21 protein-coding genes are annotated in these 24,766 nt (G+C 71.0%); 13 read left to right on the top strand and 8 right to left on the bottom strand.

Features of this window, described 5'->3' with window-relative positions; genetic code table 11:
- Window positions 1-15: 15 nt before the first annotated feature.
- Window positions 16-960, bottom strand: a complete 945-nt coding sequence (locus ACWY4P_RS06980; protein ID WP_456209260.1) for a LysR family transcriptional regulator — start codon at window positions 958-960, stop codon at window positions 16-18.
- Between the two features lie 126 nt (window positions 961-1,086).
- Between ACWY4P_RS06980 and ACWY4P_RS06975 the strand changes: the two genes are divergently transcribed.
- The 4 genes from ACWY4P_RS06975 (at window position 1,087) to ACWY4P_RS06960 (ending at window position 4,141) form a co-directional block, all read left to right on the top strand.
- On the top strand, window positions 1,087-1,389 hold the full coding sequence (locus ACWY4P_RS06975; protein WP_456212838.1) for a muconolactone Delta-isomerase family protein: 303 nt from the start codon (window positions 1,087-1,089) through the stop codon (window positions 1,387-1,389).
- Between the two features lie 74 nt (window positions 1,390-1,463).
- Window positions 1,464-2,729 (top strand): YbfB/YjiJ family MFS transporter, encoded by a 1,266-nt coding sequence (locus ACWY4P_RS06970; RefSeq protein ID WP_456209259.1) that lies wholly within the window; start codon window positions 1,464-1,466, stop codon window positions 2,727-2,729.
- A 118-nt stretch (window positions 2,730-2,847) separates the two neighbouring features.
- Complete coding sequence (locus tag ACWY4P_RS06965) at window positions 2,848-3,453, top strand: GOLPH3/VPS74 family protein (protein ID WP_456209258.1); 606 nt, start codon at window positions 2,848-2,850, stop codon at window positions 3,451-3,453.
- A 124-nt stretch (window positions 3,454-3,577) separates the two neighbouring features.
- Window positions 3,578-4,141: a CGNR zinc finger domain-containing protein gene (locus ACWY4P_RS06960; RefSeq protein WP_456209257.1), complete on the top strand. Its 564-nt coding sequence runs from the start codon at window positions 3,578-3,580 to the stop codon at window positions 4,139-4,141.
- 59 nt (window positions 4,142-4,200) lie between these two features.
- Here the strand turns inward: ACWY4P_RS06960 and ACWY4P_RS06955 are convergent, their stop codons facing one another.
- The 3 genes from ACWY4P_RS06955 to ACWY4P_RS06945 form a co-directional block, all read right to left on the bottom strand.
- Complete coding sequence (locus ACWY4P_RS06955; RefSeq protein ID WP_456209256.1) at window positions 4,201-4,620, bottom strand: tautomerase family protein; 420 nt, start codon at window positions 4,618-4,620, stop codon at window positions 4,201-4,203.
- An 89-nt stretch (window positions 4,621-4,709) separates the two neighbouring features.
- Window positions 4,710-8,030, bottom strand: a complete 3,321-nt coding sequence (locus ACWY4P_RS06950) for an alginate lyase family protein (RefSeq protein WP_456209255.1) — start codon at window positions 8,028-8,030, stop codon at window positions 4,710-4,712.
- Window positions 8,027-9,544 carry a glycosyl hydrolase family 28 protein gene (locus tag ACWY4P_RS06945; protein WP_456209254.1) on the bottom strand — a complete coding sequence of 506 codons (1,518 nt, stop codon included), beginning with the start codon at window positions 9,542-9,544 and terminating at the stop codon, window positions 8,027-8,029. Before ACWY4P_RS06945 ends, ACWY4P_RS06950 begins: the two co-directional genes overlap by 4 nt.
- A gap of 237 nt (window positions 9,545-9,781) precedes the next feature.
- On the opposite strand from ACWY4P_RS06945, the gene ACWY4P_RS06940 reads away from it, so the two are divergent.
- Window positions 9,782-10,717 (top strand): fumarylacetoacetate hydrolase family protein, encoded by a 936-nt coding sequence (locus ACWY4P_RS06940; RefSeq protein WP_456209253.1) that lies wholly within the window; start codon window positions 9,782-9,784, stop codon window positions 10,715-10,717.
- Here the strand turns inward: ACWY4P_RS06940 and ACWY4P_RS06935 are convergent.
- Window positions 10,668-11,816 (bottom strand): LacI family DNA-binding transcriptional regulator, encoded by a 1,149-nt coding sequence (locus ACWY4P_RS06935; protein ID WP_456209252.1) that lies wholly within the window; start codon window positions 11,814-11,816, stop codon window positions 10,668-10,670. The genes ACWY4P_RS06940 and ACWY4P_RS06935 overlap by 50 nt on opposite strands.
- 230 nt (window positions 11,817-12,046) lie before the next feature.
- On the opposite strand from ACWY4P_RS06935, the gene ACWY4P_RS06930 reads away from it, so the two are divergent.
- Both ACWY4P_RS06930 and ACWY4P_RS06925 read left to right on the top strand, forming a co-directional pair.
- Window positions 12,047-12,829, top strand: a complete 783-nt coding sequence (locus ACWY4P_RS06930) for a TIM barrel protein (protein ID WP_456209251.1) — start codon at window positions 12,047-12,049, stop codon at window positions 12,827-12,829.
- A 112-nt stretch (window positions 12,830-12,941) separates the two neighbouring features.
- Window positions 12,942-13,967, top strand: coding sequence for a Gfo/Idh/MocA family oxidoreductase (locus ACWY4P_RS06925; protein WP_456209250.1), 1,026 nt, complete (start codon window positions 12,942-12,944; stop codon window positions 13,965-13,967).
- A 145-nt stretch (window positions 13,968-14,112) separates the two neighbouring features.
- Here the strand turns inward: ACWY4P_RS06925 and tnpA are convergent, their stop codons facing one another.
- Window positions 14,113-14,586, bottom strand: coding sequence for an IS200/IS605 family transposase (gene tnpA / locus ACWY4P_RS06920; RefSeq protein ID WP_456209249.1), 474 nt, complete (start codon window positions 14,584-14,586; stop codon window positions 14,113-14,115).
- Between tnpA and ACWY4P_RS06915 the strand changes: the two genes are divergently transcribed.
- Entirely contained in the window at window positions 14,585-15,787 is a 1,203-nt protein-coding gene (locus tag ACWY4P_RS06915; protein WP_456209248.1) for an RNA-guided endonuclease InsQ/TnpB family protein, read from the top strand. The genes tnpA and ACWY4P_RS06915 overlap by 2 nt on opposite strands.
- 34 nt (window positions 15,788-15,821) lie before the next feature.
- Here ACWY4P_RS06915 and ACWY4P_RS06910 read toward each other — a convergent pair whose 3' ends face one another.
- Entirely contained in the window at window positions 15,822-16,619 is a 798-nt protein-coding gene (locus ACWY4P_RS06910) for an SDR family NAD(P)-dependent oxidoreductase (RefSeq protein WP_456209247.1), read from the bottom strand.
- Window positions 16,620-17,116: 497 nt separating this feature from the next.
- Between ACWY4P_RS06910 and ACWY4P_RS06905 the strand changes: the two genes are divergently transcribed.
- From ACWY4P_RS06905 to ACWY4P_RS06885, 5 genes are all read left to right on the top strand, one after another.
- On the top strand, window positions 17,117-17,386 hold the full coding sequence (locus ACWY4P_RS06905) for an SseB family protein (protein WP_456209246.1): 270 nt from the start codon (window positions 17,117-17,119) through the stop codon (window positions 17,384-17,386).
- Complete coding sequence (locus tag ACWY4P_RS06900; protein WP_456209245.1) at window positions 17,383-17,964, top strand: hypothetical protein; 582 nt, start codon at window positions 17,383-17,385, stop codon at window positions 17,962-17,964. Before ACWY4P_RS06905 ends, ACWY4P_RS06900 begins: the two co-directional genes overlap by 4 nt.
- Entirely contained in the window at window positions 17,961-22,361 is a 4,401-nt protein-coding gene (locus tag ACWY4P_RS06895; RefSeq protein WP_456209244.1) for a DUF6531 domain-containing protein, read from the top strand. The genes ACWY4P_RS06900 and ACWY4P_RS06895 overlap by 4 nt, the downstream gene beginning before the upstream one ends.
- Window positions 22,348-23,109 carry a barstar family protein gene (locus ACWY4P_RS06890; protein ID WP_456209243.1) on the top strand — a complete coding sequence of 254 codons (762 nt, stop codon included), beginning with the start codon at window positions 22,348-22,350 and terminating at the stop codon, window positions 23,107-23,109. The genes ACWY4P_RS06895 and ACWY4P_RS06890 overlap by 14 nt, the downstream gene beginning before the upstream one ends.
- A gap of 66 nt (window positions 23,110-23,175) precedes the next feature.
- Entirely contained in the window at window positions 23,176-24,186 is a 1,011-nt protein-coding gene (locus tag ACWY4P_RS06885; RefSeq protein ID WP_456209242.1) for an MsnO8 family LLM class oxidoreductase, read from the top strand.
- Here ACWY4P_RS06885 and ACWY4P_RS06880 read toward each other — a convergent pair.
- Window positions 24,170-24,697 (bottom strand): DUF2690 domain-containing protein, encoded by a 528-nt coding sequence (locus tag ACWY4P_RS06880; RefSeq protein ID WP_456209241.1) that lies wholly within the window; start codon window positions 24,695-24,697, stop codon window positions 24,170-24,172. The genes ACWY4P_RS06885 and ACWY4P_RS06880 overlap by 17 nt on opposite strands.
- Window positions 24,698-24,766 lie beyond the last annotated feature (69 nt).

Genomic DNA, 24,766 nt, shown 5'->3' with positions numbered 1-24,766 from the left:
CGTCACCGGCCGCGGTCACCGGCCGCGGCCACCGTGCGGGGCGCCATGCGGGTCGCCGGCGGGCAGCCAGGCGTCCGGGGCGTGGATGCCGAGGTCGCCGACGCCTTCGGCGAGGGCGTCGGTGACCGCCTGGACCGCGGCACGCGTTTCGTCGGCGCGCAGGACCAGGGACCAGGTCCAGTAGATCTTCGGCTCGATCACGGGGCGGTGGACCAGGTCCGGCGGAAGGGAGTCGGCGCGGCCCTTGGGGGAGTGGATGACCGGGCGGCGGCTGCGGCGAACGTGGTCGTGGAACGCCGGGCCGGTGATGCCGCCGTCGCGGATGCGCACCGCACGGGCGCCGGTGTCGTGGGCCAGCCGCTCCGCGTAGGCGTTCCAGGACGACCAGGACGTGGCGTCGTCGTCGAGGAGGACGACGGTGTCCCGGGCCCGGATGTCGCCGGTGTCGTCTCCGGTGGAGACGGCGTGGAGCCGGTCGGCGCCGATGAGCCGGGCCCGCAGGCCGTGCCGGCGCAGGTCCTCGTCGCGTACCCAGCACACGGCGAGGTCCAGGCTGCCGTCGGCGACCCGTGCGGCCTGGGTGTGGGAGGGCGCGACCCATGCGTCCAGGTGCAGCTGGGCCACCGCGGAGGTGCGGGTGGTCAGATCGGCGGGGAGCCAGCTGACGTAGCCGAGCCGTACGGCCTCGGACCCGGCCAGTCGGCGGGCGCGGCTCTGGAGGTCGTCGGCGCGGTCCAGCAGGGCGCGGGTGTGCGGGAGCAGGGCCGCTCCGGCCGGGGTGAGGGCCACGGAGCGGCGATCGCGGTCGAAGAGCCGCACGCCGAGGTCGCGTTCGAGCGCCTTGATCTGCTGGGACAGGGACGGGCCGGCGATCAGCAGCCGCTCGGCGGCCCGACCGAAGTTCAGCTCCTCGGCGACCGCGAGGAAGTACCGCAGTTGGCGCAGTTCCACGCCTGTCATGCTACGTCGCTGGGAGGCCGCGGCTCCCAGCAGGGAGGACGCCGGTCGTGGCATCTGCCCTGGTGACAGGGTCAGGATGAGCCCATGAACGCCCGAAGGCAGGTCACCGCGGAGACCCTCTCCGCCATGCGAGAGTTCCTGGTCGAGATCACCACCACGGTCCCCGAGGACACCCCCCAGGCCGAGGTCGACCGCCGCCGCGCCGCCGAGGCGGTCCGCGCCGAGGAGTTGGCCACCACCGGCCACCTGGTGCGCCTGTGGCGCCCGGTCGGCGAACTGCGCAGCGTCGGCGTGTGGCGTGCCGCGGACGAGGGCGAACTTCACGAGAAGGTGCTCGGCACGCTGCCCCTGCGCTCCTGGATGACCCTCACCGTCACCGCGCTCCAGTCCCACCCCAACGATCCGGGCTGGACGGACCCCACGCCGTAACCGCCGCACCCGGACCCCAGGCCGCAACCGCGCACCGCGGCCGTACGACGCGCACCATCACACGAGGACCTCTCATGAGCGCCCGAACCCGGCGACACTCTCCCAATCACCCCCTCCACACGCCCTGGGCGCACGTCGCCCAGGCCGCCGCGGCGCTCGCGGCGGGCATGGGGGTCGGCCGGTTCGTCTACACCCCGATCCTTCCCCTGATGCACACCCAGGCCGGGCTGTCCGCCGCCGTCGGCGCCAACCTGGCCACCGCCAACTACGTCGGCTACCTCATCGGCGCGCTCATCGGCACCCTGATGCCCGCGGTGGTCCGCTCGCCCGCCGTGCTGCGCGGCTCGCTGATCGTGCTGACCGGCACGCTCGCCGGGATGTCCGCCACACACAGCGCCGCCGCATGGATCGCGCTGCGGCTGCTGGCCGGGGTGGCCAGCGCCCTGATCTTCGTCATCGCGGCCGGCTCGCTCCTCAGCCATCTGCGGGAACACCCCGCCCACCTGCCCGGCTGGGCCTTCGGCGGGGTCGGCGCGGGCATCGCCCTGTCCGGGCTGCTGATCCTCCTGCTGCGCACCGTCGCCGACTGGCAGGCCGCCTGGTGGGCCGCGGCCGGACTCACCGTCCTCTTCGCCGCCGTCTCCTGGGATCTCCGGCCGGAGATCCCGCCCACGGCCACCGGCGACGTGGCCACGGCGGCGGCGCCCGACCGGCCGCGGACGCGTACGCACCGCTGGTTCGGCGCGCTGTTCGTCAGCTACACCCTGGAGGGCATCGGCTATATCGTCGCCGGCACCTTCCTGGTGGCGGCGATCGAGCAGGGCTCCCCGGGCTGGCTCGGCAGCGGCGCCTGGGTGCTGGTGGGCCTGGCCGCCGTGCCGTCCTCGGCACTCTGGGCCTGGCTGGGACGCCGCTGGTCCCGTCCCGACGTGCTGCTCGCCGCGCTGGTGATCCAGGCGGTCGGTATCGCTCTGCCCGCCCTGGTCGGCGGGGTGGCGGCCGCCCTGATCTCCGCCTTCCTCTTCGGCGCGACCTTCCTCGGCGTCAGCACCCTCGCCCTGGCCACCGGCGCCCACCTGCGCTTCCCCCGCTCCGTCGCCCTGCTGACCGCCGGATATTCCGTCGGCCAGATCCTCGGCCCCCTGGCCGTCAGCCCGCTGCTCCATCACGGCTACCACCAGGCCCTGATCCTGGCCGCCCTGGTGGTCCTCGTCGCGGCCCTCGCCGCCGCGCTCCTCCGCATCGGCTTCCCGCATCACATGGCCGTGGTGCGGCGTGCCGTCCCCGTACGGACGTCCGCGGCGGAGGAAACCGAGGTCATCAGGTCGGACCGCCCCTGACCGGGGCGCGCTACAGTCGGCCACGTACGGGAAACTCCTCCGCCGGACACCGACGCTGTTTACGGGGTCGGCCGCTCAGCGACGTATCGCCATCGATGCCTCTGACGTGGAGCCACTCATGACCACACCGCGGGACCTGTTGATCGTCGCCATGGAAACGGTGCCCGACCGTCCAGTGGAGCGCGGAGATCTGTCGCTCGGGCTCGCGGGGGCCGAGATGATCGACCTCATCGGTGCCCAAGCGCTCAGCCTGGACGGCGACGTCATCGTGCCGGGTCTCCAGCCGCCGATCGCCGATCGTCTGTTGAACGAGGCCGCGTCGTCGCTGGATCGACAGGCGCCGTACGAGTCGGTCGGCGACTGGCTGTGGCGCCGGGGCCGCGGCCTGTCCGCGGCCTACGCGGCCGCGCTGGAGCAGGAGGGGGAGATCACCCGGCGCCGCCACCGCTGGACACCCTTCCGGACCGGCCGGCCCGCTCTGGCCGACTCACCCGCACACCACGAGGCGGCGGACCGCTGGACATCGGACGAGCCCGTCCTCGCCGCCCTCGCGGCGGCCGTCGGGATTCGCGAGGAGCCGCCCGGAGACTCTCCGGACGTGGCCGACGAGGCGGTGGTGACGGTGCTCGCCGCGGTGAACGACGCGGTGATGGAGCTGGAAGCCGTACGGCAGCGGCGCGCCATCGAGGAAGCGGCCTTCGACAACATCTGGCGAGGCGAATAGAGGCGAATAGCGGGGCGCGCCGCGGCGGGCCGTGCTCGCGCGCTGGTGACCGGGGCGCCGTCCATCACCCGTCCGGCCGGTGACGATCCTTGCGGAAGTCATGGTCACCCGCCAAGATGGTGACGTGAATCTGGATCATGTGTTTCTGTGCGGCAGCCCCGCTCTCGACTTCGCCGCGACGCTCCGCGCTCGCCGTTCGGTGCGGTTCGAGATGTTCGTGTCGCCGGACCGGCTGGACGCCTGGTATCTGGAGTCGGGAATCGTCGACGAGGTCTCCGCCGGTCAGGAGGCCGACGTCGAGCAGGCGATTGCCGTACGGGAGGCCATCTATGAGCTGGTCACCGCCCGCATCGCCGGGGGCGTCTACGACAGTGAGGCGCTGGCCATGGTGAATGGCATGGCCCGCAAGCCTCCCGTCACGCCCCAGCTCACCGTGTCGGGCCGGTGGGCCGACGCGACGCCGGAGGAGGCGCTCTCCACCGTGGCGCGGCACGCCGTCGAGCTTCTCGGCGGGCCGGATGTGCCGCTGCTCAAGGAGTGCGGCAACCCCGTCTGCACCCGCGTCTACATCGACCGGTCGCGCGGGATGCGCCGGCAGTGGTGCGGCATGGAGTCCTGTGGGAACAGGCTCAAGGCCGCGGCCTATCGCGCCCGCAAGAAGCAGGCGCAGGTGGCCGCGGCAGGCTGACGCGACACGGCCGGCGTCACCTGTCACACAGGGATGACGCCGACCGGGTGAGCGCCGTGTCAGACCTCCCCCGCGCTCGGGCCGGTCGCGTCGGAGGAATCGGCGTACTGCGCCACCCCGTGGCCGAACGACCAGTCGATCGACTCGTTCTCGGTCAGCACGATGAACACGTTCCGCGGCTCGGTCCCCGCGTACGCGTGGGCGAGCTCGGCGATCCGCCGGTACAGCGCCCGTTTCCGCGCGGGCGGGCGTCCGGAGCGCATGGTGATCGCGATGTACACGACGCCGTCGTCGCGCCGCACACCGAGGTAGTTGTCGTAGCGCAGTGTGCTGCCGACGCCGTCGTGGCCGGCCAGGACGTGAAACCGGTCGTCGGGCGGGAAGCCGATGGTCTCGACCATGGCGTCGTGTACGGCGCGGCCGAGCGCGTCGAGCCGGTCGCTGTCGGCCCCCAGCGCGTCGATGCGGACGAATGGCATGTCAGCGGTTCTCCCCTCAGTGGGCTTGTCGCCTCGGAGCTTGTCCGGAGCCTGTCGCCGACCACGCTCGTACATACTAGTAGGTACAGTCAACTGCTCACCTGGTCGAACCGGGTGGTGCTGTGGGCCAGGGGATCGCGGGAGCAGACCACAAGCCCCACGTAGTAGGGCGCGTCACCGAAGCCGGGGATCGCTCCCTCGGCGAGGGAGGTCCAGGTGGCACCGTCATCGCCGGAAACGGCGGCGGCGAAGGCGGTCCCGGTGCGCCTCAGCCGCAGCAGGCAGGGGAGCCGGGCACTGCTGGTGCCGGTGAAGGCGGAGGCGCCGGCTACGGTGGTGCGCAGCATGAGCTGCGCGGCGGTCCCGCCTGTGACGATCGCTCCGGCCGCCTGGTCGAACGGCGACAGGGACTTGGCCATGAGCAGCCCCACCCGGTCCGAGGCGGCGGCGCCCGCGCGGGAGACGAGCCGGGCGGTGATCTCGCAGTCGCCGGTGACGGGCCGCCGCACGAACTGCCCGGTCATCCCCTGGCCGTTGACGCTGAGGTCGACTCCCGCGCCGCGTACGACAAAGGCCCCGTCGTCGTACGCGGTGCTTCCGGGCGTACGGATCGCCACCACGCCGAAGGTCCCGAACGCGCGCTCGTCGAGGACCGGGTCGCCGAGATCGCCGTACGACCAGGGCTCGGGCGGAGGCGTGCCCACGGTGAGCGTGAGCGTACCCGTCGCGGCACCGGCCGCGTTGGCCGCGGTGGTGGTGACGCCGAACTCGCCGGTTTCGGTGGGTGTTCCGGAGATGAGCCCGGTGCGCTTGTCGACGCTCAGCCCCTTGGGCAGGCCGTCGGCGAGGAACCGTACGGGCTCGTGCGAGGCCCGGAGCAGATGCCGGAAGGGAACACCCTGGTTCGCGAACACCGTGGCGGTGGAGGTGAGGTGTGGCGCGGCGGGGGTGGGCATCCGCGCCTCGGCGGGCGCCGAGCGCGGGCCGTGGCCGCCGCTGTTGGTCTTCGCGACGGTGTAGTGGTACGTCGTACCGGGCGCGCCGGTCGCGTCCGCGTACCGGATGCGGGTGCCGAAGCCGACCGGGCCGATGCCGGTGGCGACGGTCTCATAGGGGCCGTCGGCGCGAGGGGCCCGCAGCACCGCGTATCGGGCCGAGAGGTCCGGGTCGGTCCAGGCCAGCTCGACGGCGTCGGTGCCGGTGGCGGCCCGCAGGTCGGTGGCGGCGCGCGCGGGGCGTGGCACGGACCAGACCGGGCCGGTGGCGGAGGTGACGCTGACGTTGTCGAAGGCCCCGGTGCCGGTCTCGGCGTAGGCCTCGGCCACGCCCAGAGCGGAGGTGAGGACCAGCCCCGCGTACGCCGTTCGCCCCAACTCGACGTCGCTGGCGCCGACTTCGGTCCACCGGACGCCGTCCGGGGAGATGGATCCGGTGCAGCGTCCGCCCTGACGCCGCACCCGCACCCAGTACGGCGCCCGCAGCCGGTAGCCGTCGCCCGCGCCCTCGACATACGGGGCCTCCAGGGGCGTCGCCGACTCCGGCAGGGTGCCGAGGTCGGAGATCGGGAAGGCCGCGGCGGTGGTGATGGCCTGCCGCTGGGACGGTGGCACGGGAGTGCTCCCGGTCGCGGAGGTGGCGGCCGCGGCCGAGGGGCGCACCGTCCACACGCCGCTCCAGGTGTGCAGCGGCAGCCCCTGGATCAGCATGGAGGCGTGCGGGGCGGCCGCGTCGAGGGAATCGCGGAGGGTGACCCCGATCTTGGAGTACTGGGAGCTGAGCGGCCATACGACGCGTGCGGTGACCGTGCCGTCACCGGCCAGCGGGAGGTGTACGAGGCGGTAGGTGTCCGCGGTGCCGCTCGCCTCCAGGACGAAGCGCTCGCCGTCGAAGCCGGCGGAGCCGGGGATCCTCGCGTCCCCCACGTCCCGGGTCGCCCAGGGGCGGGGGAGCCCGGCGGTCGCCGCGGCCCAGCCCGAATCGCCGCTTCCGCCGCGCGCGTTGGTGGCGCTGACCGTGTAGTAGTACGTCCGGCCCGCGCGCACGTCCCGATCCACATACGCCGGGGTCGCCACGCCGGACGCGATCCGCTCATACGGCCCCGTGGGGCGGGTGGCCCGGCGGACCGTGTACGCGGTCGCCCACGCGGACGGCAGCCAGGACACGGTGACGGCGTGGCCGTCGCCGGTCGCGGTGGTCCCGGCGGGGGCCGTGGGCGCGGCGGGTGACGCCTGCGCCCCGGCATAGGTGAGCGTGCCCCAGCTCGGCAGGTCGTCGTTGCCGCCCTCCACCACGCGCGCGCCGCCCGCGCCCCGGAAGACGGCCCGCTTCGTGTACGGGGCGTCGAGGCCGCGCACACCGGCGTAGTGTGCGTACGCCATCTCGTAGACCGGCGGCAGGGTGCCGCGGACCTTGTCGGACACGGTCGTCTTGAGGTACTTGCCCGTCCGGTCGAGGTCGGGGGTGAAGGGGACGTCGTCGCCGAGGTTGTAGCGGGCGGCGTATTCGACGCATCCGAGGATGCGGTGGTCGTCGAAGCCCCACAGGTCGACGCCCTGGTTCCAGGCGACCTGGGCGGCGTCGCCGAGCAGGCCGACCGCGAGCTGTTCATGGGCCTGGTCGCGCCCGCTCTCCTGGCCCTGGCCCGCGTCGGTGACGATGCGGTGCCGGACGCTGCCGTTGCCCGCGCCGGCCGCGGCGAAGCGCAGCGCGTCCTCGAAGAGGGTGGGCTCCTCGCAGAAGACGCCGATGGCCAGGATGGACTGGAGGGCCGTGAGGTCCCAGTTGCCGTTGGCGTACAGCATGTAGCCCGACACGGCCGGATACCAGACCCGCAGGAAGGACTCCTCGCAGCGGGCGATGGAGGCCCGGGCCCAGCCGTCGTAGTCGCCGTGGCGCAGCAGCTCGGCCGCGTTGACGAACTTGAAGGCCTGGAGCCCGGCGCCGAGCGGGCCGTCCGCCCCGGTCACGGCGGTGAGCGAGGCCGACCAGGCGTCGAGGATGTCGCGGGCCTTGTCGGCATGGGCGCGCTCGCCGGTCACGCACCACATGAGGGCGTTCTGGTAGGCGGCGGCCGAGTCCGCGACGGCCTGACTCATGTAGTTCGAGGGGCCACGGCCCCAGGAGGTGATCTGGCCCGTGTTCTGCACGGTGTACGACGCCGAGGAGCGGGCGTGCGCGGCGAGCGCCAGATACCCGTCGTAGACGGGAGATTCCTTGGCGGCCACCGCGGCCTTCATCCGGGCGAGGTCCGCGGCGCTGTGCAGCAGCCCGGGGTGGGCGAAGCTCCGGAGTGCGGTGTTCTCCTGGGCCCGGGCCGAGCCGGGCATGAGCAGCCCGCTCGCGCCCGAGGCCAGCAGCAGGGCCGCGGAGCCGCCGAGGAAACCCCGGCGGCTGGGTGCGGGGTTCGTCATGACGCGGCCTCGGCGGTGGTGATGAACTTCAGGTTGGTCACATGCTCGTTGGTGTGCATCGGGATGTAGTCCGTGGCGAGGTACCAGCCGGGCTTCTTCATCGTGTCGGCGATGACCTTGCCGTTGATCACCAGGTTCTCGAAGGTGACGTTCTTGACGGCGTGCTCGGCGTCGTAACCGAGCAGCAGACAGGTGTTGGTGTGGGTGCCGGTGTAGCTGAGGTCCTTGATGTAGACGTCCTCGATGCCACGCCCGACCGAGGTGTTGTACTTCGTGTTGTACATGACCCGCATATGGATCAGCTGGCCCTCCCGGAAGTCCTCGACCCGGACACCGTCGACGCGCACGTTCCTGATCAGGTTGGAGTCCCCGGGGTTGAGCGCGATGCAGCCCTGGTAGCCCATCTGGGGTTCGCGGTGGTCGCAGATGTCGAGGTTCTTGAAGGTGAGGTTCTCCAGGACCTCGGGGCTGTCGGAGTTGCCGTGGGTGCCCACGTTGATGGGGTGGGCGACGTCCGCCCACAGGGTGGAGTTCTTGACGGTGATGTGGCGGGTGTCGCCGTAGTAGTCCCAGCGGTGGGTGTAGATCGCGACGCAGTCGTCGGCGTTGCGCATGAAGACGCCGTCGATGGTGACATGGGAGCTGGAGAAGATGTCGATGCCGTCGCCCCAGCCCTTGGAGCTGAAGGAGCCCATCCCGCGGATGGTGACGTCCTTCGACTCGCCGATGGTGACCGCGTAGCCGTCCGGGTTGAGCATGGTGACCTCGCCGATGGAGATGTCCGAGGAGCCCTCGACGGTGGCGCCCCCGCCGGCCGCCGCGTGGATCACGCCGCGCCCGATCAGCCGGGCGTCCCGGACGTCCTTGAACACCACCCGCGACTTGAGCACCGCGCCGCCGTGCAGATACACGGTCTTGCCCGAGGGCACGGCCACCGTGCCACCGGGGGTGGTGTGCACACCGGGGCCGAAGTAGATGACGTCGGGGTCGTCCTCGGCGGGACGGTGCTTCTCCAGGGGGCGGGCGAACAGGTGCAGACAGTCGAAGATGTCGTCGTTGACCTGGACGACGACGTTGCGCGGCCGGTCGAGGGTGAACCGCAGCGTGTCGCCGAGGACATCGGGAACGATGCCGTACGAGTCGGGGCGGACGCGCACCTTGTCCACGCCGCCCTTGACGTAGGTCACCTCGACCTCGACGCCGCCCGAGAAGTCGAAGTACGCGAGGGACGACTTCTGCTGCTGGCCGGAGCCGGTGGCGGTGTTGACCAGGTTCAGGGTGGCCAGATAGGTGCCGAGTCTCTGCCAGCCGCCGCCCGGTGTACGGACCTTGACGGCGAAGCTGTCGGTCTTGACCGGGGCTCCGTTCGGTATGTCGTACGTGACCAGCGTGGGCGCGGGGTCGTCCGCCTGCTGCGCCCGGGCGGACGCGGCCGCGGTGCCGGTGAGGCCGGCGGCGAGGGCCGTGGCGCCCGCCGCCTGGAGGGCGGTACGGCGGGACAGGGGCGTGTTCATGCCTGACTCCTTGCGAGCGTGAAAACGTCATAGCAACCGGTTGCTAAGGTCGGGTGGCCCGAGCCTCTTCCTGTCGCGAAAGGGCGTCAAGAGTCACGGCATACTTTCGAAAAAAACTGTGCCAAGCTCCCGGCAACCGGTTGTGCGAGGTGTTTGGGCGCACATGCGCCGGGCACGATGCGACAGCCCCCGGTGGGGTAGGACGGATCACACCGTCAGGAACGGAGAGGACGACATATGACGCGCATCGTGCGCTTCGCTGACGACACCGAGACCGTACGGACCGGAGTCTCCGACGACACCGGCGCGATCCGGACCTTCACCGGAGCGCCGCTGGTCGCCGAGGTGCTGCGGCTGTCCACGGCGGAGCTGCGGACCCTGGTCGAGGAGACCGCCGCCGGCCCGGCCGCCGCGGACGAGCGGGACGTTCTGCTGCTGCCGCCGCTCGACGGGCTGATGGAGCTGTGGGCCGCGGGGGTGACCTACGAGCGCTCGCGCGAGGCCAGGGTGGAGGAGAGCACCGAGCAGTCGGTCTACGAGCGGATCTACGACGCCGAGCGCCCGGAGCTGTTCTTCAAGTCGTCCCCCTGGCGCGTGGTGACCGACGGTGAGCCGATCGCCGTACGGGACGACTCCGAGCTGAACGTCCCCGAGCCCGAACTGGCGCTGGTCCTCAACCGGCACGGCGAGACCGTCGGCTATCTGGTCTCCGACGACGTCAGTTCACGCTCCATCGAGGGCGAGAATCCGCTTTACCTCCCCCAGGCGAAGATCTACGCCGGAAGCGCCGCGGTGTCCTCGGGCATCGTGCCCGCCTGGGAGGTCGAGGCACCCGACGCGCTGGGCATCAGCCTGGTGGTGTGGCGCGACGGCGAGGCGGCCTACCGGGGGACGACCTCCACCGCCGCGTTCCACCGCACCCCGGGAGGGCTGGTGGACCACCTGTGGCGCTCCCAGCCCTTCCCCGACGGCGCGGTGCTGTCCACCGGCACGGGCATCGTGCCCGCGCTCGACTTCACACTGAGCGCCGGGGACGTGGTGGAGATATCCATCGACGGGGTCGGCACGCTGCGCAACCCGGTACGGGCCCGCCAGGCCGAACTGGACTGGCTGGTGGAGGCGGTCAGCCGCCCGCTGACGCGCCGTGCGCACCGGAGCCGCTTCCCGGGGTGAGCCCGCCGGGGCGGCGGGCGGGGGCGGCTGTGGTCCCCCGGACCACGAGGCGGGGGGCGACGACGGCTTCCCCGCCGGATGTGTCCGTACCAGATGTGTCCCCGCTGGATGTCTCGGCGGCGGACGGTTCGCCGCCGGCGGCGCCCGCCCCCTCCAGCCGTGCGATGGCCCGGCCGACGGCGAGTTCGGCCAGGCGGGGGATGTCCTGGCCGACGGTGGTGAGGTTGATATGGGCCAGGCGGGCCAGGTGGCTGTCGTCGAAGCCGATGACGGAGATCTCGTCGGGGACGGACACCCGGGCGCGGAGGAGGATGTCGAGGACGCCGGTGGCGCAGCGGTCGTTGAAGGCCAGGACGGCTGTGGGCCGGGGGTCGGCGGCCAGGAGGGCGCGGGCCGCCGTGGCGCCCTCCTCCTCGGTCAGGCCGCCGGGCAGGACGCGGGCGCGGTCGGCGAGGCCGTGGCGGTTCATGGCGGTGCGGTAGCCGCGGCGCCGGTCGGCGGCGCCCGGTGCCCTGCCGCCGTCGATGTGGGCGATGTCGCGGTGGCCGAGGGCCACCAGGTGGTCCACGGCCTGGCGGGCGCCTTCGTCGTCGGCGGTCCGTACGACCTCCACACCCGGGACGGACCCGCGCAGCCGGCGGGCCACGGAGACGACCGGCAGTTGCCCGGCGAGCTCCGCCAGCCGCGCGGTGGGGGCCTGCGGGCCGAGCAGGATCAGGGCCTCGCAGCGGTCGGCCAGCAGGGTGTCGGTGGCGCGCTGCTCGCCGCGGCCGGCGGATACGGCGCTCAGCGCGATCTGGTAGCCGGCCGGCTCGGCCACCGCGTAGATGCCCTCCAGCAGATCGGAGTGGAACGGGTGCTGGAGGCCGAACTGCACCCCGAGGAGATGGGACCGGTGGCTGCGCAGCAGCCGCGCCCTCGCGTCGGGCCGGTAGCCGATTTCCCGCGCGGCCTCGAGGACCCGCTCGCGGGTGTCGGCGCCGGCGCCTTTCGCGTCGCGCATCACGATGGAGACCAGCGCCGTCGACACGCCTGCCCGCGCCGCGACATCGGCGAGGGTGGGGCGCTTCCCCTGGGGGACGGCCGGCGTCGGTGGCACCACTGGTCTCCCTGGAGTTGAGGTTTCGTCGTCCGGCCGTCGATCGTAGCCGAGCGGGACACCACCGCGAATGCCGCGGCTCCACGACTTCTATAACGTTCTAGTCGGCTGTGTGGCCACCTCTTGACAGGGCGCCGGGCCGAGTGGCGTACTGCTGCCCGCGACTAGAACGTTCTAGTCGGTTCTGGTCAGAGGTCTCGTCGAACGGGTCGCAGAGAGGTCGAGCAGCGATGTACACATTGGCGGTCTGTGCCGAGATGGTCTTCCGGGATCTGCCCATCCAGGAGCGGGCGCGGCGCATCCACGACGCCGGCTTCCAGGTCGAGATCTGGGACTGGACCCGCCACGACCTGGCCGCCCTCGAGCGCAGCGGCGCGGTGTTCTCCTCGATGACCGGCTATCTGCGCGGCAGCCTCACGGACGAGGACGGGGCGGCCGAACTTCTGCGTACCGCCGAGGAGTCGGTCAAGGTGGCCGAACGGCTCGGCTGCCCCCGGCTGAATCTGCACGGCACCGGCCTGGACGGCGACGGTCTGCCGGTGGTGCCGGTGGCGGGGGAGGCCACCGGGGAGATGTGGATCGCCGCCCACCGCACCCTCACCCGCCTCGCCGAACTGGGCGAGCGCACCGGGGTCACCTTCACCCTGGAAAACCTCAACACCGCCGTCGACCACCCCGGTGTGCCGTTCGCGACGGCCGCCGACACCCTGGCCCTGGTCGCCGCCGTGGACCGGCCCGGTCTGCGGATGAACCTGGACCTCTACCACGCCCAAATCGGCGAGGGAAACCTGATCGAGCTGATCCGCCGGGCCCATGGCCAGGGCCTCATCGGCGAGATCCAAGTGGCCGACGTACCCGGCCGCTGTGAGCCCGGCACCGGGGAGATCAACTACCCGGCCGTCGCACACACCCTCGCGGCCCTCGGCTACGGCGGCGTGGTCGCCATGGAGGCATGGGCCTCCGGCGACAGCGGCCTCGCCCTGGAGCGGTTCCGCTCCGCCTTCAGCCTCTGACCGCACCCCCTACGGACATCGCGCCCTACGAACACCCCCCTACGGACACCCTCCTACGGACATCACGCCCCTTACGGGCATCACGCCCCCTACGGACATCCGGAGCACCCGCATGACCACGCGAAACCCCCTCCCCGTCGGCCTCGTCGGCGCCGGACGGATGGGCTCCTTCCACGCCGAAACCCTCGCCCACCGCCTTCCCGGCGTACGGCTCGCCGCCATCGCCGACCCGGCCCCGGGCGCCGCGCGGCGGCTCGGCGACCGGCTCGGCTGCCCCACGGCGTACACCGAGATCGGGGAGCTGTTCGCCGACCCCGGCATCGAGGCGGTGGTCATCGCCACCCCGGCGCGCACCCACGCCGACCTCGTCGAGGCCGCGGCCCGGCAGGGCAAGGCCGTCTACTGCGAGAAGCCCATGGCGGTCAGCCTCGCCGAGGCGGACCGCGCCATCGCGGCCGCCGCCGACGCGGGCGTCCCCCTCCAGGTGGGCTTCAACCGCCGCTACGACACGGGTTTCCGCGCCGCCCACGACAAGATCGCCGCCGGCGCCATCGGCACCCCGCAGCTGCTGCGCTCGCTCACCCGCGACCCCAAGCTGGCCGACCCGGCGCCCATCCCGCCGTGGACGATCTTCCTGGAGACCCTTATCCACGACTTCGACACCCTGCGCTTCCTCAACCCCGGTGCCGAGCCGGTCGAGGTCTTCGCCATGGCCGACGCCCTGATCCGCCCCGATTTCAAGGACCGCGGCCTGCTCGACACCGCCCTCGTCACCATCCGCTTCGACAACGGCGCGCTCGCCACCGCCGAGGCCAACTTCCAGGCCGTATACGGCTATGACGTCCGTGGCGAGGTCTTCGGCTCGGCCGGCATGCTCACCATGGGCGAGCTCCGCCGCAGCCATCTGACGGCCTACGGCCCGGACGGCATCGCCGCCGACTGTGTCGGCTACGACCAGGATCTCTTTCGCGACGCCTACGTCGCCGAACTCGCCGACTTCACCGATCGCGTGCGCACGGCGGGCACCCCCTCCGTCACCGGCGAGGACGCCCGCGCCGCGCTGTCCATGGCCCTCGCCGCCATCCGGTCGATCACCACGGGCGGCCCGGTCCGTATCGACGAGCTCCAGGACCGTTGACGCCGAGCCTCCTCAAGGCTTCCGCTGCGCGAGGTCTACCTTTGATCTTGCGCAGTGCGCCGCCCTTCAGGGCGGTGGTGAAGCGCGTCCCGACATTGCTGTGGCCCGCACGTGAGCACGGGTCGGCAGTGGTGGCCTCGGCTGGCTACGCGGGGCGCTGCTGGTTCTCGATGTACTGGCGTACGACGGTCAGCGGGGCGCCTCCGCATGATCCGGCGAAGTAGGACCCGGACCAGAAGTGTCCGCCCCACAGGTAGCGGTGTACGTGAGCGTCGTACTCCTTGCGCAGGTAGCGCGACGAGACGCCTTTGAGGGAGTTGACCAGCTTGGAGAGCTGGACCTTGGGCGGGTAGTGCACGAGCAGGTGTACGTGGTCTTCCTCGCCGTTGAACTGTTTGAGCTCCGCTTCGAAGTCCCCGCACACCTCACGCATGATCTCCTCGCACCTGAACAGCATTTCGCTGGTGAAGGCCCGCCGCCGGTACTTGGTGACGAAAACCGAATGGACGTGCAGGTTGTGGACGACGTGGCGCCCGGTGCGTACATCGGGATTCGTCGAGAAGCGGCAGTTCGGGCATCGCGCCCGGCTGGCGCTGACGCCTGCACAGGTCCAGCTCATGGACGGTCAGGCACACGCTGCCCGCACCCTGTGGAACCTGCTGCACGACTGGTGGACCATGCTGCCCAGGGGCAAGCGTTCCCTTACGGTGGCGGACGCGGCGATCCGCCAGGCCCGCAAGGAGATCGACTGGCTCGCCGCCCTCCCCGCCCAGGCCGCCCAGGCTGTACTCAAGACGTACTTCCAGGCATGGAAGAACTGCTGGGAAGGCCGCGCGGGCGCCCCGGAGTTCAAAGCCCGCTTCCGCACGGTGATGTCCGTGGACATCCCCCAGGGCCGGGACCCGCACATCACTCGGGTGCACCGCCGCTGGGGCATGGTCAACATCCCCAGGATCGGCCGGGTCCGGTTCCGCTGGACCAAAGACCTGCCCGTGGGAAAGCACGCCAACGCCGACAACCGGATCACCGGGGCCCGGCTGGTCAAAGACGCGCTCGGCTGGCACATAGCCTTCCGCGTCCAGACCCTCGAACCCACCCCCGAACCACACACCGGCCCCGAAGTCGGCATCGACGTGGGAGTCACCGTGCCGCTCGCTCTCTCCGACGGCACAACATACGACCACCACGCATGGCTGACCGCGACGGAACAAGCCAAGCTTGGCCGGCTCGAGCAGCGGGCCGCGCACCGCAAGAGCTTCCGCAAACGGGGAGAGCGCACCTCCCACCGCCTGCGGACCACCTATGACCAGATCGCGGGACTCCGCGCGAGAGCCAAGCGCAGACACCTGGACTGGCAGCACAAGGCCACCACTGCCATCGCCGCGAAGTACAGCGTGGTCGTGGTGGAAGACCTGAACATCACGAACATGGTCAAGAGCGCCAAAGGCACCGTAGAGAGGCCGGGGAAGAACGTCGCCCAGAAGTCCGGCCTCAACCGCGCCATCAGCGGCGAGGCATGGGGCCGCACTGTCGAGTTGCTGAGGTACAAGACCGCCCGCCACGGCGGCACTCTGCACAAGGTTCCCGCCCCCGGCACCTCCCAGCGCTGCTGGATGTGTGGGTTCACCACACCGGGGAGCCGGGAGTCCCAGGCCGTGTTCGTGTGCAAGAACCCCGACTGCGGCTGGGTGGGCAACGCCGACCACAACGGAGCCCGGAACGTCTTGCACCTGTACCGGATGGGCCTTGCGCTCATCCCGGCTGCCGGAAGGGCAGTCGTCAGGCGCGCACGCCGCGCCAAGCCCGCCACCGCAAGGTAGGCAGGAATCTCCCGGATTCATCCGGGAGAGCACTTCAAGGGAGGATGGAGTCGACGTAGCCGCCGTCGACGCGCACGGCCCCGCCCGTGGTGGCCGACGCGAAGGGAGAGCTGAGATAGACCGCCATATGGGCGATCTCCTCCGGCTCGATCAGCCTCTGGAGCAGCGACTGCGGCCGGTGCTTGGCCATGAACTGCCGCTGCGCCTCGTCCCAGGGCAGGCCGGAGTCCACCAGCTCGTACACGAACTCCTCGACGCCGCCGGTGTGCGTCGGTCCGGCGATCAGTGAGTTGACGGTCACCCCGGAACCCGCGGCCTCCTTGGCGAAGCCGCGGGTCACCGCGAGCAGGGCGGTCTTCGACATGCCGTAGTGGATCATTTCGGCGGGGATGACGACGGCGGAGTCGCTGGCGACGTTTATGATCCGGCCCCAGGACCGGCCCTTCATCGCGGGCAGACAGGCGCGGATCATCCGCACGGCGGCCAGCACGTTCACTTCGAAATAGCGTCGCCACTCGTCGTCGCTGATCTCCAGTGCCGGCGCGGCGCCGAAGATGCCCAGGTTGTTGACGAGGATGTCGACGTCCGGGACGGCGGCGGTGACCTGCTGGGCGCCGTCAACGGTGGTGATGTCACCCGGGGCGGGGACGAAGGCGCCACCGCCGTCCGCCGCCCCCTCCAGTTTCGCGATGGCGGCCGCCACGGACTCCTCCCGGCGTCCGTTGACGGCGACACGGGCGCCCGCCCGCGCCAGGCCGGCGGCGATGGCGAAGCCGATGCCCTGGGTCGACCCGGTGACGAGGGCGGTCTTGCCGGAGAGATCGATCAGCACGGTGCTCCTCCAGAGGGATGAGGTACGCGAACCAAGAGGCAATGGGTGTCGGGTGTCCATGTCGGTGCCGCGAAAACAGTGGTCCGGGTGTGTGGTCGTGGGGCCACGCCGAATGACAAGCGATCACGATAATTGCATGCGCGTTTAGTTGCAAGCGCGCCATATATGCGTCCTGGTGGTGCGATGATTTCGGCCACGGCGAGGCGGTCGACGCGCGCCCCGCGCGGTGGCACCCGGCGAGGAAGCTCCGTGCGCCGGATCGCCACCTGTTGACCTGCGTGGACGCGAGAGGCGGCACGTACAGTTGACCGGAAGGCGGGCTCCGCCGTGGACGCGGACGGAGTGGGCTCACCGGGGTATGGGGCGCCTGTGTGATCATGGTCGGTGGGCTTTTGCCTGGTCAGACGCGTTTGGAAATGGGGGAACAGATGTCGTTGCGCGAGTTGATCCGTGCCGAAACGGTCGCGATGATGTCTCGTTCGGAACGGCTGGCGAAGATGCGATCCGCGCGTCTGTACTTCCAGCGACCCGAAGAGCCGGGCTTCTTGGTCTCCGAGACGGAGGAGGGCGCGGTGGTGCCGGTCTTCAGCTCCTTGGAGAGACTCGCGCTGTTCGCCGGGCCCTGTGCCTGGGCGTCCACGACCGTCGAGGACCTCGTCGAGCTGCTGCCCGAGGGCGTACGCGCGCTGGTGGACCCGCTGGGCCCGCGGACGGTCGTGCTGGATGCGGAGGCGGTTCGGACCATGGACGCCGGGGGTGCGGAGTGAGCGGTCATGGCGAGGAGAAGCCGGGCTCCAGTGGTCCGAAGCCGGGCGATGGCTACAAGGTCGAGATTGCTTCGGTGCGTAAGGTGCTGACTCCGTTGGAGGAGTCGGTGGTCGCCGCGCGCAGGATCAAGGGCGATTGGAAGAAACTGTCGGAGCATATCCAGAACTCGGCCGACTTCGATGTCTATGACTCGGCGGAGAAGATGCTCTCGTCCTGGGGGTTCGGCATGGGGCGGGTGGCCGAGCACACGGACACCGTGGTGGCCACGCTGCGGCAGGTCATCGCCGCGTATGTGCTGGCCGATCTGTTGCGGATCAAGGATTTCGCGCCGACCGAGGACAACATCGCCAAGCTGCCGTTCGGTGAACGCGGTCTGAGGGCGTGGCAGGAGGGGTCCAGGCCGAAGTTCGACCCGCCGCCTGAGATCTATCAGGAGCCCTGGCTCGACGATGGCGGGTCCGGCGGGTCCGGGGGGAGTGGTGGGTCTGGTGGGTCCTATGACCCGCCTGGGAATCCTCGCAAGTTGTATGACGGTGGCTGGGTCGTCGATGGTGGTTCGAAGGGGACGATCGCGTGACCTCCCGGGATGCGATGGAGGGCGGTTCGGCCGAGCGGATACCGCCGGGTGCGGAGCCGGGTGAGGTCATCTACGGCAATCCGTCCGATGTCGATGATCTGGTGGTCAGGCTCCGTGCCTATGCGGGGGCGTTCAAGGATGGGCAGGGTCAGCTGGATGTCCTGTCGCTGATGGACTGGACCGGGGCCGGCTCGGAGGGTTTCCGGAAGGCGACTCAGAAGCTTCCCCTGGAGCTGGAGTCCGCGCAGACGTACTTCCACGCCGCCGCGAACGCCCTGGACTCGTATGCCGACAAGCTGCGTTCGGTCCACAAGCGGGTCAAGCCGGTCATCGAGGACGCGGATGCCGCGCGGGCGGCGTCCAGGGCGTACTGGAAGAAGGTCGACGCGTACAACGCGGCCGTGGACCGCAAGGACGATTCCCTGCCGGATCGTCCTCCCGAGGACGATCCGGGGATCGCCGCGCTGGAGGGGTGCTACCGCCGTCTGGACAGGCTGGAGAGCGAGCTGCAGCTCGTTATCGACGCGGCGAAGAAGAAACTCGGCAAGGCGGCGGAGAAGGCCCCGGACAAGCCCCCGGCGCCCAAGGGCTGGGACAAGTTCAAAAAGGGGCTGGGGGACTTCGCCGGCGGCGCCGGCGACACCGTGTCCGGGTGGTACGAGGGGTTCGACGACCTGGTCAACGACGGGCCCGGGGGTCTCGGCCTTCATCTGGCCGGCATCCAGGACGGCGTGGCCTACGCCGTCGACCATCCCAAGGAGTTCGCCAAGGCCGTCACCAACTGGGACGAGTGGCAGCGCAACCCCGCCCGCGCCGCCGGCCAGCTCACCCCCGAACTCCTCCTCGCCCTGGCCACCGGCGGCTCCGGCGCCGTACGACGCGGCGGCTCCGTCGCCAAGAACGCCGCACAACGCCTGCTGAACCGCGAACGCGGACTGCGCCGGGACGGCAGCGCCCGCAGGCACGCGGACAGCGACCCCAAGGGGAGCTGCACGCCCAGCGGGGACCGGTGCACGACCGGTGAGCCGATCGATGTCGCGACCGGCGAGATGGTCATGTCCGCCACCGATGTCAGCCTGCCCGGTGCCCTGCCGCTGGTGCTGGAGCGCCACTATGCCTCGGGGCACCCGTGCGGAGGCTGGTTCGGCCGCACCTGGGCCGGCACCCTCGACCAGCGCCTCGAAATCGACGACGCCGGCGTCGTCTACATCACCGACGACGGCATGCTGCTCACCTATCCGGTGCCGCGGCCCGACGTCCCGACGCTCCCCACGAACGGTCCACGGTGGCCGCTGTACTGGGACGGCAAGCCCGACGGCACCTTCACCATCACCGCCCCGGAACACAACCGCACCCTGCACTTCGCCCCGTTGCCGTTGGGCGGTCGGGAGCTGGCTCTGAAGGCGATCACCGACCGGACGGGCGAGGGCGACCGCATCGACGTCGGGTACGACGAGAAGGGGGCGCCGAAGGAGATCGTCCACTCCGGCGGCTACCACGTCGCGGTCGACACGGATCCTCGCCTGCTGCGGATCACGTCCCTGCGCCTGCTGCACGGTGAGCGGAACGAGACCAGCACGACCCTGATCTCCTTCGGCTACGACGAAGCGGGCGACCTGACCGAGGTCATCAACTCGACCGGCAAGCCGCTGCGCTACCGGTACGACGACGAGCACCGCGTCACGTCCTGGACGGACCGCAACGGCACCTCGTACGCCTACGTCTACGACCACGCGGGCCGGGTGCTGCGCGGAATCGGCCCCGACGGCATCCTCTCCGGCCGCCTGCACTACGACACGGCGGCGCGCACCACCCACTACACCGACTCGCAGTCCAACACCACCACCTACGTCCGCAACGAGGCCTACAAGGTCATCGAGGAAACGGATCCGCTGGGCAACACCACCCGCACCGAATGGGACGAGAGCAACCGCCACCCCCTCGCCATCACCGATCCGCTGGGCCACACCACGCGCTACCGGTACGACGACGACGGTCGGCTCACGGCCGTGGAGAGGTCCGACGGCACCGTGACGGAGGCCGTCCACGACGCCTGGGGTCTCCCGGTGGAGATCCGCGAGCCGGGCGGCGCGGTGTGGCGCCACACCTACGACGACCGCGGGGCGCGCACGGCCACGACCGATCCGAGCGGCGCCACCACGCGGTACACCTACGACGAGTCGGGCCACCTCTCGACGATCACCGACCCCCTGGGCCACACCACCCAGGTCACCACGGACGCGGCCGGCCTCCCGGTCACCATCACCGACCCTCAGGGCCAGACCACCCAGGTACGCCGAGGCCCCCACGGCCAGGTCACATCCGTCACCGACCCCCTGGGGCACACCACCCGCCACGGCTGGACCATCGAAGGCAAACCTGCCTGGCGCGAGGGGCCGGACGGCGCCCGTGAGGTGTGGCAGTGGGATGTCGAAGGCAACCTCGCCCGCCACACCGACCAGGCCGGACACACCACCACCTACACCCACACCCACTTCGACCTGCCCGCCACCCGCACCGACCCCGACGGCGCCACCTACGCCTTCGCGTACGACACCGAACTGCGCCTCACCGAGGTCACCAATCCCCAGGGCAAGCAGTGGCGTTACGAGTACGACGCGGCCGGCCATCTGATCGCCGAGACGGACTTCAACGGCGCCACCCGCACGTATGAACGCGACGCGGCGGGCCGCCTCACCGCCCAGACCAACGCGCTGGGCGAGACGCTGCGCCACACGCTCGACGCGGCGGGCCGCCTGGTCGCCCAGCGCGACGAGACCACGGACGAGGTGACGACGTACGCGTATGACCCGAACGGCGTCCTCGTCCGCGCGGCGAAGGCGGACGCCGAGCTGGCTCTGGAACGCGACCCGGTGGGCCGCGTCGTCTCCGAGACGGTCAACGGCCGCACGACGACGTACGGCTATGACGAGGCGGGCAACCGGATCCACCGCACGACGCCCTCGGGTGTGATGTCCACCTGGACGTATGACGCGGCGGGCCGTCCGGCCACGCTGACCACGGACGGCCACACCCTCACGTTCACACATGACGCGGCGGGCCGCGAGACAGGGCGCGCCACCGGAGACATCACTCTCGACCAGGCCTGGGACGAGGTGGGCCGCCTGGCGGCCCAGGGCGTCTCCACCTCGGCCCGGGATCTCCTCCAGCACCGCACCTACACCTACCGCCCCGACGGCCATGTCACCCAGATCCGTGAACTCACCTCCGGCACAAGGCATTTCACGCTGGACACCATGGGCCGGGTGACGGGCGTCCAGGCGCACGGCTGGGCGGAGAAGTACGCCTACGACACGGCGGGCAACCAGACCCACGCCACCGCGCCGGGCCACGCGGCGACCGGTGACCGCGCCTACGAGGGCACCCTCATCCGCCATGCCGGCCGCACCACCTACGAACACGACGCGGCCGGCCGCCTGATCCGCAGGACCCGCAGACTCCTCAACGGGCAGACCCGCACCTGGACCTACACCTGGAACGCGGAAGACCGGCTCACCAGAACGACCACCCCACACGGCGAGGAGTGGACGTACACCTACGACGCTCTGGGCCGGCGCATTGCGAAGACAAGCCCGGACGGGAACCCGCTCACGTTCAGCTGGGACGCCAGTCGCCTGGCCGAGCAGGCCACCCACGACGGGGCGACCACCACCTGGGACTACGCCCCGGACAGCCACCGTCCCCTGACTCAGACCGACCGTGAGCTGGGCTCCTCCGGCTTCCACGCCGTGGTCACCGACCCGACCGGCACCCCTACGGAACTGGTCACGCCCGACGGCCACCTGGCCTGGCAACACCGCACCACCCTCTGGGGCACCCCGCTCGCCGCGCCATCCGATGCCACGGACTGCCCGCTCCGCTTCCCCGGCCAGTACGCCGACCCGGAAACCGGTCTGCACTACAACCACTTCCGATACTACGATCCCGAGACGGCCCGGTACCTCACCCCGGACCCGCTCGGTCTCGCCCCGGCGCCCAGCCCGCAGACGTATGTACCCAACCCACACACCTGGCAGGACCCGCTCGGCCTCGAAGGGTGCGGCGACAAGAAGCCGCCACGCCTCTCGGACCCGATGCCGCAGGGGCTGCCGAAGACGTTCGTCAGGGCATACGAGGACATCAGGCAGGGGCATGGCGTCCGGCAGACGGATCCGGACACGGGAGACCCGAAGATATTCGAGGGGCGGAAAAAGCATGAGGCCCCGTGGAAGGATTCCTTGGAATATCGTGTCCCACATGCCAAGGACCCCGAGAACTCCCGGATCCTCGTGAAGGAACTCCCTGACGGACGTAAGGTGATGGGGTGGACCATGGACCACTACAAAACCATCCACCCCTTCAAGGCACCCCATTTCCCCGACGATGGTTGGAACTGACGTGGTCATGTACCGATTCGTCGAAGACGAGACGGAGCGGGAGATTCTCACCGCAACCGATGTCCGCGGCTTCTTCGTCGATCCCTCGATCGGCGAGTCGGAGACCATCACCGCGGTCGGATCGTCACTGCGCCCGGGGCGGGTTCCCGTCCTCTTCGAGGACGTCGAGTTGCAGGTGAGGGACGTCCGAGGACGCGAGATCGGCGGCTACTACATCGGCAGAGTCGAGGTGACGGACCTCAGGGACAGCGTGAGCGTCCCGGGCGGCACCGATCTGGCCCTGTCTTTCTTCGGGTACGGCTCCCCCTACCCGTATGCGCGAGAGATCTGGCAAACCTGGGCACAGGGCCCCCCGGCCGAATCCGGAATGTGGAAGAAGCTTCCCCCCGAAGCGCATGACAGCTGGCTCCACGTGGTCCAAACGGCTTGGTTCCGCACGGGCCACCTGGCCAAACGCTACGGGGACGCGACCACGTGCGAAATCGCGGGAGCGGACCTCGCCGATATCGCCGGCTTTTACTGCGAACTGGGCGAGGCCGTCAACGGACCGGGCGGTTATTTCGGCTCCAACCTCAACGCACTCGGCGACTGCCTCATCAACAGCGGTGCTCGCCGGAAGCCGCCTTTCCGGCTGGTGTGGCGGGACGTCGAGACGTCGCGGCGCAACGTCGGCGGCGAAGAGCTGGGCGATGTGCTCTCCGTGCTGGATGAATACGGAATCGAGATCGAGTACCCGCCCGCCGACTGATGGCGTGGCCGGTGCCGGGCCTCGGCGCGGCGGGAATGCCGGGGGCCGTGAGGCGTTGAACCCTGAGTGAGCTCAGTGATCGCCTCGACTCGGTTCTCGATCCTCGACCGCTCGCGGACCCGGGAGGGACACGGCGGTCCGCAGGCGCTGCGCGACACCGTGCGCCTGGCCCAGGAGGCGGAGCGGCTCGGCTACCACCGGATCTGGGTCGCCGAGCACCACGGCGTGCCCGGTGTCGCGGGCTCGGCGCCGACCGTGCTGGCCGCCGCGATCGCCGCCGCCACGCGCACGATCCGGGTCGGCACCGGCGGGGTGATGCTGCCGAACCACCAACCGCTCGTGGTCGCCGAGCAGTTCGGCGTCCTGGAGTCCCTCTTCCCCGGGCGGATCGACATGGGCCTGGGCCGCTCGGTCGGCTTCACCAACGGCGTGCGCAAGGCGCTGGGCCGGGACAAGGACGACGCCGACGACTTCGCGGGGCAGCTGGCCGAGCTCCTCGGCTGGTTCGAGGGCACCTCGCCGACCCGCGTCCACGCCCGCCCCGCCGAGGGGCTGCGGGTCCCGCCGTATGTCCTGGCCACGGGCGAGGGCGCCGCGATCGCCGCCGAGGCCGGGCTCCCGCTAGTGATCGGCGACCTCAGGGGCCGCGAGAAGCTCCTGCGTGCGATCGAGCGCTACCGCGGCGCTTTCCGCGCCTCCGCGTGGGCCGACGAGCCGTACGTCGTCGCCGCGGGCACGGTCGCCGTCGCCGAGACCCCCGAGCTGGCGCGCCGGCTGCTGATCCCCGAGGCGTGGGCCATCGCGTACTCGAGCACCCATGGCACGTTTCCGCCGCTCGTCCCGGCGGAGGAGGTCGAGCGGCGGAGCATGAGTCCGAAGGAGCGGGACCTCTACGAGTCGGCCCTGCGCGGCCACATTCACGGCACCGAGGAGCAGGTGGCCGACGAGCTGGAGACGGTGATCAAGGAGACCGACGCCCAGGAGATCATGGTCACGACCAGCACCTACGACCGGGACGCCCTGATCGCATCCCACCGCGGGCTGGCCCGGATCGCGGGTCTCAGCGGCAGCCGATGAGCCGGCGGCCGGTAGGCCGGACAGGCCCGTGCCCGGTGCTGGTCGGCTGCCACCATCGCGGTGCGGGGCGCGCCCCGGGGCACGGTCCGCGCCGTGGCCCCCCGGCGGCAGCCAGCAGCTGTTCGGTGCTGCCCGCCGGATCCACTTCCGCCCATACGGCCCGGCACACCGGGCTGTACCGCAGGCGCAGGATCCGGCCCTCCGTGCTCGGCGCATGGACCGTGACGCTGTCGCGGTCGCACGCCTCCCGGTACGGATCCCGGCCCTGGCATGAGCGGTCCGCGCAGGGCGAGCAGGCCCCACACCGCCACCGCGGCGCCGGCGATCGTCCTGCGGGAGGGGCGCCGTATCCGGCCGGGCCGGGTTGGCCCGGCGGTGCTCCCCGGCCCCGCGACGCGCCGCCTCCGCCGCCTCCGGCTCTTCCGCCGTCCCGGCCTCGTCCGCCGTCTTCGGGCCCTTGGGCTCCTTCGGGCCCTGTCCCGTCGCCCAGGCGTCCGAGGCCGACTCCCACAGCACACGCAGCAGCCCCCGGTTCGCGGTATAGTACTCAGCAGTTGTTGAGCCTCCTTGCCGCGGATCC

It is taken from the genome of Streptomyces sp. LZ34, from assembly GCF_053890475.1.
The sequence above is the reverse complement of the archived record's forward strand: the minus strand, read 5'-3'. Positions and strand labels throughout refer to the sequence as shown.

Excerpts from the sequence above, each read along its gene's own strand:
- ACWY4P_RS06965 (WP_456209258.1), top strand. The coding sequence starts at position 2,848 with ATGACCACACCGCGGGACCTGTTGATCGTCGCCATGGAAACGGTGCCC.
- ACWY4P_RS06975 (WP_456212838.1), top strand. The coding sequence starts at position 1,087 with ATGCGAGAGTTCCTGGTCGAGATCACCACCACGGTCCCCGAGGACACC.
- ACWY4P_RS06915 (WP_456209248.1), top strand. The coding sequence starts at position 14,585 with ATGGACGGTCAGGCACACGCTGCCCGCACCCTGTGGAACCTGCTGCAC.
- ACWY4P_RS06945 (WP_456209254.1), bottom strand. The coding sequence starts at position 9,544 with ATGAACACGCCCCTGTCCCGCCGTACCGCCCTCCAGGCGGCGGGCGCC.
- ACWY4P_RS06925 (WP_456209250.1), top strand. The coding sequence starts at position 12,942 with ATGACCACGCGAAACCCCCTCCCCGTCGGCCTCGTCGGCGCCGGACGG.
- ACWY4P_RS06905 (WP_456209246.1), top strand. The coding sequence starts at position 17,117 with ATGCGATCCGCGCGTCTGTACTTCCAGCGACCCGAAGAGCCGGGCTTC.
- ACWY4P_RS06930 (WP_456209251.1), top strand. The coding sequence starts at position 12,047 with ATGTACACATTGGCGGTCTGTGCCGAGATGGTCTTCCGGGATCTGCCC.
- ACWY4P_RS06950 (WP_456209255.1), bottom strand. The coding sequence starts at position 8,030 with ATGACGAACCCCGCACCCAGCCGCCGGGGTTTCCTCGGCGGCTCCGCG.
- ACWY4P_RS06890 (WP_456209243.1), top strand. The coding sequence starts at position 22,348 with ATGGTTGGAACTGACGTGGTCATGTACCGATTCGTCGAAGACGAGACG.
- ACWY4P_RS06970 (WP_456209259.1), top strand. The coding sequence starts at position 1,464 with ATGAGCGCCCGAACCCGGCGACACTCTCCCAATCACCCCCTCCACACG.
- ACWY4P_RS06955 (WP_456209256.1), bottom strand. The coding sequence starts at position 4,620 with ATGCCATTCGTCCGCATCGACGCGCTGGGGGCCGACAGCGACCGGCTC.
- ACWY4P_RS06940 (WP_456209253.1), top strand. The coding sequence starts at position 9,782 with ATGACGCGCATCGTGCGCTTCGCTGACGACACCGAGACCGTACGGACC.
- tnpA (WP_456209249.1), bottom strand. The coding sequence starts at position 14,586 with ATGAGCTGGACCTGTGCAGGCGTCAGCGCCAGCCGGGCGCGATGCCCG.
- ACWY4P_RS06980 (WP_456209260.1), bottom strand. The coding sequence starts at position 960 with ATGACAGGCGTGGAACTGCGCCAACTGCGGTACTTCCTCGCGGTCGCC.